Origin of the sequence: Amycolatopsis anabasis (assembly GCF_009765355.1) — a bacterium.
Lineage (GTDB): Bacteria > Actinomycetota > Actinomycetes > Mycobacteriales > Pseudonocardiaceae > Amycolatopsis > Amycolatopsis anabasis.
Genome location: NZ_VTHK01000005.1, coordinates 256,425 through 269,980, shown reverse-complemented (window position 1 = coordinate 269,980; position 13,556 = coordinate 256,425). Strand labels below are relative to the sequence as shown.

Below are 13,556 nucleotides of genomic sequence, written 5' to 3'. Positions count from 1 at the left end.
TCAGGCCAGGATTTCGGGGAGGTCGGCGACGGAATCCAGAACGTGGGTGGCGCCCGCTTCGGCGAGCTGCTCGCGGGTGCCCGCCCCGGTGAGGACACCGGCGGCCACCGAGACGCCCGCGGCGAGGCCGGTGCGGATGTCGGCGGGGGTGTCCCCGGCGACCGCGATCGCCCGCACGTCGCTGACCCCGACCCGCAGGGCCGCGGTGAGCACGAGGTCGGGGAACGGGCGGCCGCGGACCTCGGCGCCCGGAGCCAGGACGAAATCGGCGAGGTCGTGCCAGCCGAGTGCGGTGAGGATCGCGTCCTGGGTGCGGGGCGCGAATCCGGTGGTGAGCGCGACCCGCACCCCGGCCGCGCGGAGCTTCCGGATCGTCGGCTCGGTACCGGGAATCGGCGCGCAGTGCCCGTTCTCGATCAGCTCCTCGTACGCGCGCTGGAACTCGGCGTTGGCCCGCTGGGCGAGGTCCTCGTCCCCGTTCAGCAGCGCGCGGAACACCACTATCTTGGACTGGCCCATGGTTTCCCGGACATAACTCAGCATCTCCGGGAAGCGCGAGTCCTCTTCGGACACTCCGGCGGCACCGATGGCCGCGGTGAACGCGCTTTCCACCAGGCCGTCGTCGGCGACCGTGGTGCCCGCCATGTCGAGCGCGACGAGTTCGATGTTCATAGTCCAACCTCCTTGGCGGTGTCCTCGGCGATCGCCGGGGAGCACGTCATCCCGCGCCCGCCGGGCCCGGTGATCAGGAACGCGTTTTCGGCGATCCGGGCGCGGTGCACGATCCGCGCGGGATCGGTCGCCTGCGCGTACACACCCGCCCAGCGGCGCACGATGCGCGGCAACGGCCGCCCCAGCAGCCCGCTCGCCACCGCCCGCAGGTGCTCGTACGGTTCCTCGGTGACGTCGAAGGGGAACGGTTCCTCGCAGGCGTGCGTGTCGCCGATGGTCAGACCGCCGTCGAGGCGTTGCACCATCAGCAGTTGCATCGCGTGCTCGCGGGCCACCTCCGGTTGCGGCTGCGTCCCGTTCAGACTGTCCAAAGCGGACCCACGATAGGCCGGGTAGTAGCGGAAGCTGTCCGCGTCGGCCACCGAGGTGGTGAGCGTTTCGCCGAGCGGTTCGGTCTGCGCCATCTGCAGCCGCACCCGGCGCACCGGAACCTCCCCGGCGGCTTCGCGGACCAGCCCGCCGAGCCAGGCGCCGGTGCACAGCAGCACCAGGTCGCCGTCGTGGCGTTCGCCGCGGTCGTCGCGCACGCCGTGCTCGGTGAGGTCCCGCACTTCCCGGCCCGGCAGCCAGGTGTACCGGCCCGCCCCGGCCAGTGCCGCCCGGAGCGCGGGCTGGGCCGTCCGGGGTTCGACCGCCCCGTCGCGGTCGCACCAGAGCGCGCCGAGGCAGTCGCCGCGCAGGGCCGGGTTCAGCTCGCGGGTCTCGGTCGCGTCGAGGAGTTTGAAACCGCGCTCGGCGGCTTCGGCACGCGCGACGACTTCGCGGGCGACGGCCCGTTCGGCCTCGGTGCGCAGCACGGTGAGCGAACCGTTGGCCCGGAACCCGAGGCCCGGCACGCGTGCCCCGAGGTCCGCCCAGAGCTTGCGCGCCCGCAGCGCCGTGGCCAGTTCCGGACCGCTCGCCCGGCCGCCGACCCAGACCAGGCCGAAGTTGCGGACCGAGGCGCCGCGGGCTTCCGGTTCCCGTTCCAGGTGCACCACTTCGTGGCCGCGTTCCACGGCCTGCCAGGCGTGCATGGTGCCGAGCACGCCACCGCCCACGATGAGAATTCGCACGGCGCAGACCCTCGCCCGCCGCGGCGAACACTCGATGTCCCGTCCCCCAACCCCAGGTAAACCACCCCCGAATATTGGACCAGATGAGTTACCCATTCGTGACCTACCGGCCGGGTAACCGAAGCCCCGAAGGCGGCGTTGGAGGCGCTGGAGGTTCCCAATGTGGCGTTCGGGACGTTGAACGACGCCAATGCCGCATTGGGGGCGTTGTGATGAGCGAGGGTCAGGAGGTGGGGGTGAGGCGGGTGGTGAAGGAGAGGCGGTCACCGCGGAAGAGGGAACGCACGCGTTCGAACGGGACGCCGTCGGGACCCCAGGACACCCGGTGCATGAGCAGCATCGGCAACGCCGGGTTCGTGCCGATCAGCAGCGCCTCCCGCGGCGTGGCCAGGACGGTCTCCACCCGCTCCTCCGCGCCCGCGAACACCACGCCGAGCTGGTCCCGCAGGCACGCGTAGAGCGAACCCGCCGGATCGAAGACCTCGAGCAGGGTCGGGAACCGGGCGGCGGCCAGATAGGTCGACTCCAGCCCGACGCGTTCGGCGTCGGCGCGCAGGACGCGTTCGATGTGCACCACCGGGTCCCCGGGCTCGATCCGCAACTCGGCGGCGAGGCCGGGATCGGCGGGCCGGTGTTCCAGGGTGATCAGCGTCCGCCCCGGCTCGATGCCCTGCTGCCGCAACCCCTCGGTGTAGCTGACCAGGGCCAGCGGCTGGACGAGCTTCGGGCCCGCGACGAACGTCCCGCTCCCCTGCCTGCGCCGCAGCCGCCCCTCGAGCACCAGTTCGGACACCGCCTGCCGGACCGTCGCCCGGGACACGTCGAACCGGTCGCACAGTTCGCGTTCGGTGGGCAGGGCGGCGCCCTCCCCGAGTTCGGCGATCAGGTCGAGCACCTGCACCTTCACCGCGTAGTACCGCGGAATCCGGCCGTGCTCGGGGATGCCGTCGCGCACCGGGCCCTCCGCGGGGTGAACCGGCTGCTGGGACTGAGCCTGCACGGGAAGCGAGCTTAGAGCGAATGCGCCTAGGCTTTGCTCGCGCATATCCCCCATCCCGAGAGGTGGACCCATGAGTACGGTCAGCGTGCGTTACCTCGTGACCGATGTTGACGCGGCGATTTCCTTCTACACCACGCATCTCGGGTTCGAAGTGGTCGCCCATCCGGCGCCCGGCTTCGCCACCCTGTCGCTGGGCGCGCTACGGCTCCTGCTCAGCGCCACCGAGGGGCCCGGCGGTGCGGCGCAGCCGATGCCCGACGGCCGGAAACCGGAACCGGGCGGCTGGAATCGCATCCAGGTGCACGTCGAGGACCTGGAGAGCACGGTCGACGGGCTGCGCGCCGCCGGTGCCCGGTTCCGCAACGAGATCGTCGAGGGCCGCGGCGGCAAGCAGATTCTCCTCGAAGACCCCTCCGGCAATCCGATCGAGCTGTTCGAGGCGACTCGGTGAGCTCTGCCCAGCTCCTCCGGCGGCTCGGCACCGGCGACGCCGTGCTCATCGGCCTCGGTTCGATGATCGGCGCCGGGGTGTTCGCGGCGTTCGGCCCCGCCGCGCGGGCCGCCGGATCGGGCCTGCTGATCGGGCTCGCGCTGGCGGCCGTGGTGGCGTACTGCAACGCGACCTCCTCGGCCCGCCTCGCCGCGCGCTACCCGGCCTCCGGCGGAACTTACGTGTACGGGCGGGAACGACTGGGTGAATTCTGGGGTTATCTCGCGGGCTGGGGGTTCGTGGTCGGCAAGACCGCGAGCTGCGCGGCGATGGCGCTGACCGTCGCGGCCTACGCGGCGCCGGGGCTGGACCGGCCGTGGCGGACGGCGATCGCGGTGGCCGCCGTGCTCGCGCTCACCGCGATCAACTACCGCGGCGTGCGGCGCTCGGCACTGGCCACCAAGATCATCGTCACGATCACGCTGCTGGTCCTGGCCGGTTCGGTCGCCGCGATCGCCTTCGCCGGGGATCCCGCGGCGGAACGCCTGTCCCCGTTCCCCGGTGCGGGAGCGGGCGGGATCCTGGAATCCGCGGGGCTGCTGTTCTTCGCCTTCGCCGGGTACGCGCGCATCGCGACCCTCGGCGAGGAGGTGCGCGATCCGGCGCGCACGATTCCCCGCGCGATCCCGCTCGCCCTCGGCCTCGCCCTCGTCGTCTACGCCGTGCTGGCGATCGCGCTGCTGCTGCAGCTGGGGCCCGCCGGACTCGGCGCGGCCGCGGACCCGGTGGCGCACGCGGTCGCGGACACCACGTGGTCGTCGCTGAGCCCGGTGGTGCGCGTCGGCGCGGCACTCGCCGCACTCGGTGCGCTGCTCGCCCTGGTGCTCGGGGTTTCCCGCACCACGCTGGCGATGGCGCGCGACGGCCACCTGCCGCGGGCGCTGGCCGCGGTGCACCCGCGGTTCGGGGTGCCGCACCGCGCGGAACTCGCGGTCGGCCTGGTGGTCGCGGTGCTGGTGACCGCGACCGATCTGCGCGGCGCGATCGGGTTCTCCTCGTTCGCCGTGCTCGTCTACTACACGATCGCCAACGCGAGCGCGTTGACCTTGCGCGCCAACGAGAACCGGGCGCCGCGCGTCGTCGGCGCGGCCGGGTTCGCGGGGTGCGTGGTGCTCGCGTTCAGCCTGCCCTGGCCCTCGGTCGTCGCCGGAGCCGTCGTGCTGGCGATCGGCGCCGGCGCCTACCGGGTTCAGCGCGTTTTGTCCAAACGGGACAGTGCTTCCTCGTAGCCGGTGACCAGTTCCCCGATCACCTCGGCGACCGGGCGCACGCGGTCCATCCGGCCGACGATCTGGCCCACCGGCATGGAGACCACCGAGGGGTCGTGCGCGGCGTGGATCCGGTTGTGCGCCTGGGAAACCAGCAGGTTCTGCAGCGGCATCGGCAGCGGCTCGGGGGCGTCGGGGGCGGACCACGCCTCGGTCCAGCGCGTCTTCAGCAGCCGGGCGGGTTTGCCGGTGTAGATCCGCGTGCGGACGGTGTCCGACGAGCTCGCCGCCACCAGCGCCTGCTGCATGGCCTGCGAATCCGCCATGGTCTGCAGGTACTCCTCGGTGGCGAGCCACATCGAACCCATCCAGGCCCCGGAGGCGCCGAGCGCGAGCGCCGCCGCGACCTGGCGGCCCGAGCCGATCCCGCCCGCGGCGAGCACCGGCGCCCGGTCCCCCACCGCGTCCACGATTTCCGGCAGCAGCACCATCGACGCGATCTCGCCGGTGTGCCCGCCCGCCTCATATCCTTGCGCGACAACGAAATCCACCCCGTTGTCGACATGCCGCACCGCGTGCTCGGCCTTGCCCGCCAGCGCGGCGACCGGGACGCCCTTCGCGTGCACCTGCTCGATCACGTCGACCGGCGGCGAGCCGAGCGCGTTCGCGATGAGCTTGATCGGGTGCTTGAGCGCCACCTCCACGTGCGAGCGGGCGACCGAGTGCAGCCAGCCGAGCACCCCGGCCCGCTCGTCGGTGTCGTCCGGCAGTTCCGGCACGCCGAGCTGCTTGAGCGTGCGGTCCACGAACGCGCGGTGCTCCTCGGGGATCAGCTTGTTCAGGTCCATCGACGTGCCCTCGGTCGGGATCTTCGAGGGCATCACGATGTCCACACCGTACGGTTTCCCGCCGGTGTTCGCGTCCATCCAGTCGAGGACCGCGTCCAGCTCGGCGGCGTCGTTGAACCGCACGCAGCCCAGCACGCCGAGCCCGCCCGCCTTGCTGATCGCCGCCGCCACGTGTTCGGACGGGGTGAACCCGATGATCGGGTACTCGATGCCGAACGTGTCGCACAGGGAGGTACGCATCCTTCTCCTCAGGCTCGCTGCGGGTCGATCGCGGGCTCGTGCTCGGCCGCGTACTTCTGCGCCCACGGGTAGTCGGGTTTGCCGCTGGGCGAGCGGCCGATCTCGTCGGCGACCCAGATGGTCCGCGGCACCTTGTACCCGGCGATCTCGGTGCGCACGTGCGCGTCGATCGCCGCGAAGTCCGGCGGATGCCCGGGCCGGGTCTGGATCACCGCGGCCACCCGCTGGCCGAGCCGCTCGTCCGGAACGCCGATGACCAGCGCGTCGAACACGTCCGGATGCGATTTGAGCGCGCCCTCGACCTCCTCCGGGTACACCTTCTCGCCGCCGGTGTTCACACACTGCGAACCCCGGCCGAGCAGGGTGACCGTGCCATCGGCCTCGTAGCGGGCGTAGTCCCCGGGCACGACGTACCGGACGCCATCGATCTCCACGAAGATCGTCCGGGTCTTCACCGGGTCGTTGTAGTAGCCGATCGGGACGTGGCCGCGGCGGGCGATCCGGCCCACGGCGCCGGTTTCCGGCTCGATCCGCCGGTTGTCCTCGTCGAGCAGGATGGCGTCCTTGCCGAAGTTCACCCGGGGTCCCGCCGAGTGGTCGGCGTCCTTGCTCACCATGCCGATCCCGGTGAACCCGCTCTCCGAGGAGCCGATCGCGTCGGTGATCACCACGTTCGGCAGGTGCTCGAGGAACTCCTGCTTCACCGAATGCGAGAACAGCGCGGCGTGGCTGGACACCGCGACGAGCGAGGACGCGTCGTAACCGCCCTCGCGGTAGGCCTCGATGAGCGGGCGGGCCATCGCGTCGCCGACGATGGTGAGCACCTGGACCCGGTGTTCCTGCACGGCCTTCCAGATCTCGTGCGCGTCGAACTGCGGCACGAACACCACCGGGCTGCCGGTGAACAGCGCGCCGAAGGCGGCCCACTGCGCGGCGCCGTGGATCAGCGGGGCGGCGGGCAGGCGGACCAGGCTGGTCTCCTTGCCCTGCTCGGCCAGCGTCCACTCGTCGGGCACGTATTCACCGGTGACGAAGTTGATCCCGCCGCCGAGCGCGCGCCAGATGTCCTCGTGCCGCCACAGCACGCCCTTGGGGTAGCCGGTGGTGCCGCCGGTGTACAGGATGTACAGATCGTCGTTGCTGCGCTCGCCGAAGTCCCGCTCCGGGGACGACTCGGCGAGGGCGGCCTCGTAGTCGACGCCGCCGTAGCGCGCGTAATCGGCGTCGCTACCGTCGTCGACGACTACAACGTGTTTCAGTTTCGGAGCCTCGGGGAGGACCGCGGCGACCTTGTCGGCGTACTGGCGCTCGTGCACCAGCGCGACCAGGTCGGCGTTGGTGAACAGGTAGCGCAGTTCGCCGTGGACGTACCGGTAGTTGACGTTGACCGCGATCGCGCGCAGTTTGTACGCGGCGACCATCGCCTCCACGGCTTCGATCGAGTTCCGCGAATACACCCCGACGTGCGAACCCGGTCCGACTCCGTGCTCGGCGAGGTGGTGCGCCAGGCGGTTGGCGCGCTCTTCCAGTTGGGCGAAGGTGACCTGCCGGCTACCGCAGATGATCGCGGCGCGATCCGGCACGGCGTCGACGGCGTGCTCGAGAAGATCCGCAATGTTGAGTGCCACCCAGTCAAAGTAGAACATGTTATCGTTCTGGGCAATGGCGAGAATCGGCTCGAAGGGCGGCGAGATGACCGAAGCTCCGCACGCGCTGGTGGAGAAGCGGGGGCACACCCTGATCGTCACGATGAACCGGCCGCAGGCGCGCAACGCGCTGACCGGGGACATGCTGGCGATCATGGTGGAGGCCTGGGACCAGGTCGACCAGGATCCGGAGATCCGCAGCTGCGTGCTGACCGGGGCCGGTGGCGCGTTCTGCGCCGGGGCGGACCTGAAGTCGATGGCCCGCAACTCGCCGGGCGACTCGTTCCAGAAGGGGGCGTGGGACCCGAGCCGGATCGAGGGCCTGCTCAAGGGGCGGCGGCTGACCAAACCGCTCATCGCCGCGGTCGAGGGGCCCGCGATCGCCGGGGGCACCGAGATCCTGCAGGGCACCGACATCCGGATCGCCGGGGAGAGCGCGAAGTTCGGGGTGTCCGAGGCGCGCTGGGGCCTGTTCCCGATGGGCGGGTCGGCGGTGCGGCTGCCGCGGCAGATCCCGTACACGGTCGCGGCGGACATCCTGCTCACCGGGCGGCACATCACCGCGGCGGAGGCGAAGGACATCGGGCTGATCGGCCACGTCGTCCCGGACGGAACCGCCCTGGACAAGGCCCTGGAGATCGCGGGACTGATCGCCGCGAACGGTCCGCTCGCGGTGCAGGCGATCCTGCGCACGATCCGCGACACCGAGGGCATGCACGAGGAGGAGGCGTTCAAACTGGACGCCCAGTACGGGATCAAGGTGTTCACCAGCGAGGACGCCAAGGAAGGCCCCCGAGCCTTCGCCGAAAAACGCACCCCGAACTTCCAGGGCCGCTGACCCCGCGCGGCACGTCGCGGCATCCAGGCTGCCGGTCCACCGGGAGTCCCCGATGCGGCTTTCGGGGCCTGGATGTACCCAATGCGGCATTGGGGGCGTTGAGGGTACCGAAAGCCGCATTGGGGGCGCGGCTGACCGGGGAGGCGGCACTTCGGGGAGCCGGGGGTGCCTTGGGGGAAAGCGGTGCCTGGTTGCGTGGGCAAGCACTCCGCACTTCGCCGCCGAAGTGCGCCCCACCCGGTACCGAAATCCCTCAGTGTGCGGCTTCGCGCCGTACTCGCCGGGTGCCCGGGTGAGAACTCGCCTACCGAAACGGGAACTCGGTAGACCGAAACGAAACGGGGGACTCGCACGTCCGAAACGGGGGACTCGCGCCAGCGAGCCTCGGCCTGCCGCGAGTTCCCCGTTCCGGTCGGGTGTGTTCCCCGTTTCGGTAGCCCGAGTTCCCCGTTCCGGGAGTAGACGAGCATCAATGCGGCCTTCGGCGCACGCGGGAAGGCAAGGTTCCCCACACCACATCGAGCACGCCGAGCACCACCCGAGAAGGCCTACCGAGAAAACCTCATCGGGGGATTTTCGGGTGGGTCAGATGGCGCGGTCGCGGCCTTGCCAGTAGGGGTCGCGGAGTTTGCGCTTGTAGAGTTTGCCGTTCGGGTCGCGCGGGAGTTCGGCGACGTAGTCGATGCTCTTGGGGAGTTTGAACTTCGCCAGCCGGGAACGGGCGTACTCCAGCAGTTCCGCGGTGAGGTCGGCGGAGGGTTCGACGCCCTCGGCGGGCTGGACGACCGCCTTGATCTCCTCGCCCCAGTCGTCGTGGGGCACCCCGAACACCGCCACATCGGCGACCTTCGGGTGCATCACCAGCTCGCCCTCGATCTCGGCCGGGTAGATGTTCACCCCGCCGGAAATGATCATGTCGGTCTTGCGGTCGTGCAGGTAGAGATAACCGTCCTCGTCGAGGTGGCCGACGTCGCCGAGGGTGAACAGGTCACCCACCCGCGCCTTCTCGGTCTTCGCCTTGTCCTTGTGGTACTCGAACTTCGAGTCGCCCATCTTCATGTACACCGTGCCGACCTCGCCCGGCGGCAGCTCGGCGCCGGAATCGTCGAGCACCTTGATCGTCGACCCCGGCCACGGGCGGCCGACCGAACCCGGTTTGCGCAGCCATTCGGCGCCGTTGATCGCGGTGCCGCCGCCCTCGGTCGCGGCGTAGTACTCGGTGACCACCGGCCCCCACCAGTCGAGCATCTGCCGCTTGACCTCCGGCGGGCACGGCGCCGCGCCGTGGATCATGTTCCGCAGCGAGGAGACGTCGTACTTCGCGCGGACCTCGGCGGGCAGGCCGAGCAGGCGGCGGAACTGGGTCGGGACCATATGACTGTGCGTGACCCGGTGCCGTTGGATGAGCCGCAGCATCTCCTCCGGATCCCAGCGGTCCATCAGCACCGCGGTGTGCCCGAGCTGCAGCGAGATCGCCACGAAGTTCAGCACCGCGGTGTGGTACAGCGGCGAACCGCACAGGTGCACGTGATCGTCGAACGGCTTCAGGCCGAAGATGCCGAAGAACCAGGTCGACGCGGCGGGCACCTGATCGGGATCGGCCCCGGTCAGCGGGCGCCGCACCCCCTTCGGCCGCCCGGTGGTGCCCGAGGTGTAGAGCATCGGCGACCCCGCGGTCCGGTGCTCCGGACGCCCGTCGCCCTCCCCCGAACCGAGTTCCTCGATCCGCCGGAAGCCGTCGATCTCGCCGACCGCGAACCGGGCGTTCGCCGGGATCCCCGCCTCCTCGGCCGCCGCCACCGCGACCTCGCCGAACCGCTCGTGCGCCAGGAACGCCTTCGCGCCGCTGTCGGCGAGGATGTAGGCGACCTCCGGCCCGACCAGGTGCCAGTTGACCACCACGATGTACAGCCCGGTCTGGATCGCGGCGAAATAGGCGGCGAGCAGTTCGTCGCCGTTGGGTTGCAGCACCACGATCGCGTCGCCCGTCTCCAGGCCGAGCGCCCGCAGACCGCGCGCGTAGGAGTTGGCCTTCGCGGCGAGTTCGCCGTAGCTGACCTCGGTGCCATCCGGATCGACCACGGCGAGGCGCTCGGGCTGTTCGGCGGCGATGTTCCACAGGCCGAGCGTCGCGGCCTGCTGCTGCGCGGCGGTAGTTGACATACCCGCAAATCTAGAACGCGTTTCACTTGTGAGCAAGGGGCAGGACGCGGCAGTAACGACACCTTGCCCAGTTTTCGAGAACGTGTTTCACTTCAGGCGTGACTGCCAGCACCGCCGATACCGAGGCTCCGCTCTCCGCACCGCTCGAGGTGGGCTTCGACTACACCCGCTCGCTCGGGCCAGTGCTCGGGCACTTCGTCAACGCGCTCCGCGAACGCCGCATCGAAGGCGTGCGCGGCGCGGACGGCCGGGTGCACGTCCCGCCCGTCGAGTACGACCCGGTGACCGCCGAGCCGCTGTCCGAATTCGTCGAGGTCGCGACCGAGGGCACCGTGCTCTCCTGGTCGTGGATCGCCGAACCCGTGGAGGGGCAACCGCTCCAGCGCGCGTTCGCCTGGGCGCTGATCCGGCTGGACGGCGCCGACACCGCCCTCCTGCACGCGGTGGACGCCGGTTCGCCGGAGCACATCCGCACCGGGCTGCGGGTGCGCGTGCGGTGGGCGGACGAACTCGTCGGGCACATCCGGGACATCGCGTACTTCGTACCGGCGGACGCCCCGGAGGACACCGAACCCACTCCGCCGCCGCCCCCGGTGGCGAAGCGGGAGGAAGGCGAGCCGGTCAGCACGATCATCACCCCGGTCCACCTGCACTACCAGCACTCGGCCTCCCCCGAGGAAAGCCGGTACCTGCGCGGGCTCGCCGAAGGGCGGCTGATCGGGCAACGCTGCCCCGCCTGCGCGAAGGTCTACATCCCGCCCCGCGGCGCCTGCCCGACCGACGGCGTGCCCACCTCGGAAGAGGTCGAACTGCCCGACACCGGGATCGTGACCACGTTCTGCATCGTGAACGTGCCGTTCCTCGGCCAGCGGCTCAAACCGCCGTATGTCGCCGCGTACATCCTGCTCGACGGCGCGGACATCGCGTTCCTGCATCTGGTGCTCGGCTGCGACGCGGCGGACGTGCGGATGGGCATGCGGGTCCGGGCTTCCTGGAAACCCCGCGACCAGTGGTGGACCACGCTGGAGAACATCGACCACTTCGAACCGACCGGCGAACCGGACGCGCCTTACGAGTCCTTCGCCCACCACCTGTGAAAGGAATCCCATGACCGATGTGGCGGTAGTGGGGTTCGCCCAGGCCCCCAACGTGCGCGCGACACCGGGCACCACCAACGGTGTCGAGATGCTGGTGCCGATCCTCGCCGAGGTCTACCAGCAGACCGGTTTGTCCAAAGAGGACATCGGGTTCTGGTGCTCCGGCTCCTCGGACTACCTGGCCGGGCGGGCGTTCTCGTTCATCGCGGCGGTCGACGCGATCGGCGCCTTCCCGCCGATCCACGAGTCGCATGTGGAGATGGACGCGGCCTGGGCGCTGTACGAGGCGTGGCTGAAGATCCGGATGGGCGAGGTGGACACCGCGCTGGTCTACGGCTTCGGGAAGTCCTCGGCGGGCCAGCTGCGCCGGGTGCTGGCCCTGCAGCTCGATCCGTACCTGGTCGCCCCGCTCTGGCCGGATTCGGTGTCCATCGCGGGGATCCAGGCACGCCTCGGACTCGAATCCGGGCTGTGGAGCGAAAAGGACCTCGCCGAGGTGGCCGCCCGGTCGCGTGCCGACGCGGCGGCCAACCCGCACGCGCAGCTGTCCGGACAGGTCGACGTGGCCGAACTGCTGGACGCCCCGCTCGTCGCGGATCCGTTGCGGGCGCACGACATCGCACCGGTCACCGACGGCGCCGCGGTGATCGTGCTGGCCTCGGCCGAGCGCGCACGCGAACTCACCGAACGTCCGGCGGTGATCACCGGGATCGAGCACCGGGTGGATTCGCCGGTGCTCGGCGCGCGGGACCTGACCCGGTCCCCGTCGACCGAGGCCGCGGGCCGGGCCGCGGGCGCCGGCGGGGTCGAGGTCGCCGAGCTGCACGCGCCGTTCACGCATCAGGAACTCATCCTGCGCCGGGAACTGGGGCTGGGCGACGACGTGCGCGTCAATCCGTCCGGTGGCGTGCTGACCGGCAATCCGATGTTCTCCGCCGGACTCGCCCGCATCGGCGAGGCGGCGAATCAGATCCTCACCGGCCGGGCGCGGAAGGTGCTCGCGCACGCGACCAGCGGCCCGGTGCTGCAACAGAACCTGGTGGCCGTCCTGGAGGGGCTGGACTGATGGGCAAGCAACTCACCGCGGTGCTCGGCACCGGGCAGACCCACCACCGGGCGAAGCGGACCGACGTGTCGATGCCCGGCCTGCTGCGCGAGGCGATCGACCGCGCGATGGCCGACGCCCGGACCGAATGGTCGGAGATCGACGCGGTCGTCCTCGGCAAGGCCCCCGATCTGTTCGAGGGCGTCATGATGCCGGAACTGTTCCTCGCCGATTCCCTGGGCGCGAACGGGAAACCGCTGATCCGGGTGCACACCGCGGGGTCGGTCGGCGGGTCCACGGCGCTCGTCGCCGCGAGCCTCATCCAGTCCGGCGTGCACCGCCGCGTGCTGACCGTGGCCTTCGAGAAGCAGTCCGAGTCCAACGCGATGTGGGGCCTGTCCATCCTGCCGCCGTTCCAGATGCCGGTCGGCGCGGGCGCGGGCGGCTACTTCGCCCCGCACGTCCGCTCGTACATCCGCCGCTCCGGCGCGCCGGAGCACGTGGGCGCGATCGTGGCCGCCAAGGACCGCCGCAACGGCGCGCTGAATCCCTACGCTCACCTGCGCCAGGGCGATATCACCGTGGAATCGGTGCGCGCGTCCCAGATGCTGTGGGACCCGATCCGCTACGACGAGACCTGCCCGTCCTCGGACGGCGCCTGCGCCATGGTGCTCGGCGACGAGGCCGCCGGGGACGCGGTGCCCGGTGGCGCGGCGTGGCTGCACGCGACCGCCATGCGCACCGAGCCCACCACGTTCGCCGGGCGCGACCAGGTGAACCCCCAGGCGGGCCGGGACGCGGCCGCCGCGCTCTGGCGGGAGGCGGGCATCACCGATCCGCTGTCCGAAGTGGACGTTGCCGAGATCTACGTGCCGTTCTCCTGGTTCGAGCCGATGTGGCTGGAGAACCTCGGTTTCACCCCGGAAGGCGAGGGCTGGAAGCTGACCGAATCCGGGGAGACCGCGCTGACCGGCCGCCTGCCGGTCAACCCGTCCGGCGGGGTGCTTTCCTCGAACCCGATCGGCGCGTCCGGCATGCTGCGCTTCTCCGAGGCGGCCAAGCAGGTGATGGGCCGGGCCGGGGACTACCAGGTCGACGGCGCACGCGTCGCCGTCGGGCACGCCTACGGCGGTGGTTCCCAGTACTTCTCGATGTGGGTGGTCGGCTCGGAAAAGCCGTCCCGGTAAGCCCTGG

Annotated in this window: 12 protein-coding genes; 6 read left to right on the top strand and 6 right to left on the bottom strand. The window is 70.8% G+C overall.

Annotation, left to right across the window (positions count from 1 at the left end; all coding sequences use genetic code 11):
* From FXO23_RS09375 to FXO23_RS09365, 3 genes are all read right to left on the bottom strand, one after another.
* The gene (locus FXO23_RS09375; RefSeq protein ID WP_158882962.1) at window positions 1-672 is read right to left on the bottom strand and encodes a phosphonatase-like hydrolase; all 672 of its coding nucleotides are present in this window, start codon (window positions 670-672) and stop codon (window positions 1-3) included.
* Window positions 669-1,787, bottom strand: coding sequence for a TIGR03364 family FAD-dependent oxidoreductase (locus FXO23_RS09370; RefSeq protein WP_158882960.1), 1,119 nt, complete (start codon window positions 1,785-1,787; stop codon window positions 669-671). The genes FXO23_RS09375 and FXO23_RS09370 overlap by 4 nt, the downstream gene beginning before the upstream one ends.
* Window positions 1,788-2,010: 223 nt before the next feature.
* Window positions 2,011-2,787 carry a GntR family transcriptional regulator gene (locus FXO23_RS09365; protein WP_246257054.1) on the bottom strand — a complete coding sequence of 259 codons (777 nt, stop codon included), beginning with the start codon at window positions 2,785-2,787 and terminating at the stop codon, window positions 2,011-2,013.
* A gap of 70 nt (window positions 2,788-2,857) precedes the next feature.
* On the opposite strand from FXO23_RS09365, the gene FXO23_RS09360 reads away from it, so the two are divergent.
* A complete protein-coding gene (locus FXO23_RS09360; RefSeq protein ID WP_158882956.1) occupies window positions 2,858-3,238 on the top strand; it encodes a VOC family protein in 381 nt (126 codons plus the stop codon).
* Window positions 3,235-4,506, top strand: coding sequence for an APC family permease (locus FXO23_RS09355; RefSeq protein WP_158882954.1), 1,272 nt, complete (start codon window positions 3,235-3,237; stop codon window positions 4,504-4,506). Before FXO23_RS09360 ends, FXO23_RS09355 begins: the two co-directional genes overlap by 4 nt.
* Here FXO23_RS09355 and FXO23_RS09350 read toward each other — a convergent pair.
* Both FXO23_RS09350 and FXO23_RS09345 read right to left on the bottom strand, forming a co-directional pair.
* Window positions 4,467-5,573 carry an NAD(P)H-dependent flavin oxidoreductase gene (locus tag FXO23_RS09350; protein ID WP_158882952.1) on the bottom strand — a complete coding sequence of 369 codons (1,107 nt, stop codon included), beginning with the start codon at window positions 5,571-5,573 and terminating at the stop codon, window positions 4,467-4,469. The genes FXO23_RS09355 and FXO23_RS09350 overlap by 40 nt on opposite strands.
* Before the next feature lie 8 nt (window positions 5,574-5,581).
* The gene (locus FXO23_RS09345; RefSeq protein ID WP_179956726.1) at window positions 5,582-7,201 is read right to left on the bottom strand and encodes an acyl-CoA synthetase; all 1,620 of its coding nucleotides are present in this window, start codon (window positions 7,199-7,201) and stop codon (window positions 5,582-5,584) included.
* Window positions 7,202-7,265: 64 nt separating this feature from the next.
* Between FXO23_RS09345 and FXO23_RS09340 the strand changes: the two genes are divergently transcribed.
* Window positions 7,266-8,057, top strand: coding sequence for a crotonase/enoyl-CoA hydratase family protein (locus FXO23_RS09340; RefSeq protein ID WP_158883074.1), 792 nt, complete (start codon window positions 7,266-7,268; stop codon window positions 8,055-8,057).
* Between the two features lie 585 nt (window positions 8,058-8,642).
* Here the strand turns inward: FXO23_RS09340 and FXO23_RS09335 are convergent.
* Window positions 8,643-10,220: an acyl-CoA synthetase gene (locus tag FXO23_RS09335; RefSeq protein ID WP_158882949.1), complete on the bottom strand. Its 1,578-nt coding sequence runs from the start codon at window positions 10,218-10,220 to the stop codon at window positions 8,643-8,645.
* A gap of 98 nt (window positions 10,221-10,318) precedes the next feature.
* On the opposite strand from FXO23_RS09335, the gene FXO23_RS09330 reads away from it, so the two are divergent.
* From FXO23_RS09330 to FXO23_RS09320, 3 genes are read left to right on the top strand one after another with little or no spacing between them, the layout of a single operon-like run.
* Window positions 10,319-11,317: a Zn-ribbon domain-containing OB-fold protein gene (locus tag FXO23_RS09330; protein WP_158882947.1), complete on the top strand. Its 999-nt coding sequence runs from the start codon at window positions 10,319-10,321 to the stop codon at window positions 11,315-11,317.
* 10 nt (window positions 11,318-11,327) lie between these two features.
* Window positions 11,328-12,383 (top strand): thiolase domain-containing protein, encoded by a 1,056-nt coding sequence (locus FXO23_RS09325; RefSeq protein ID WP_158882945.1) that lies wholly within the window; start codon window positions 11,328-11,330, stop codon window positions 12,381-12,383.
* Entirely contained in the window at window positions 12,383-13,549 is a 1,167-nt protein-coding gene (locus FXO23_RS09320) for a thiolase domain-containing protein (protein WP_158882943.1), read from the top strand. Before FXO23_RS09325 ends, FXO23_RS09320 begins: the two co-directional genes overlap by 1 nt.
* Window positions 13,550-13,556: the final 7 nt, after the last annotated feature.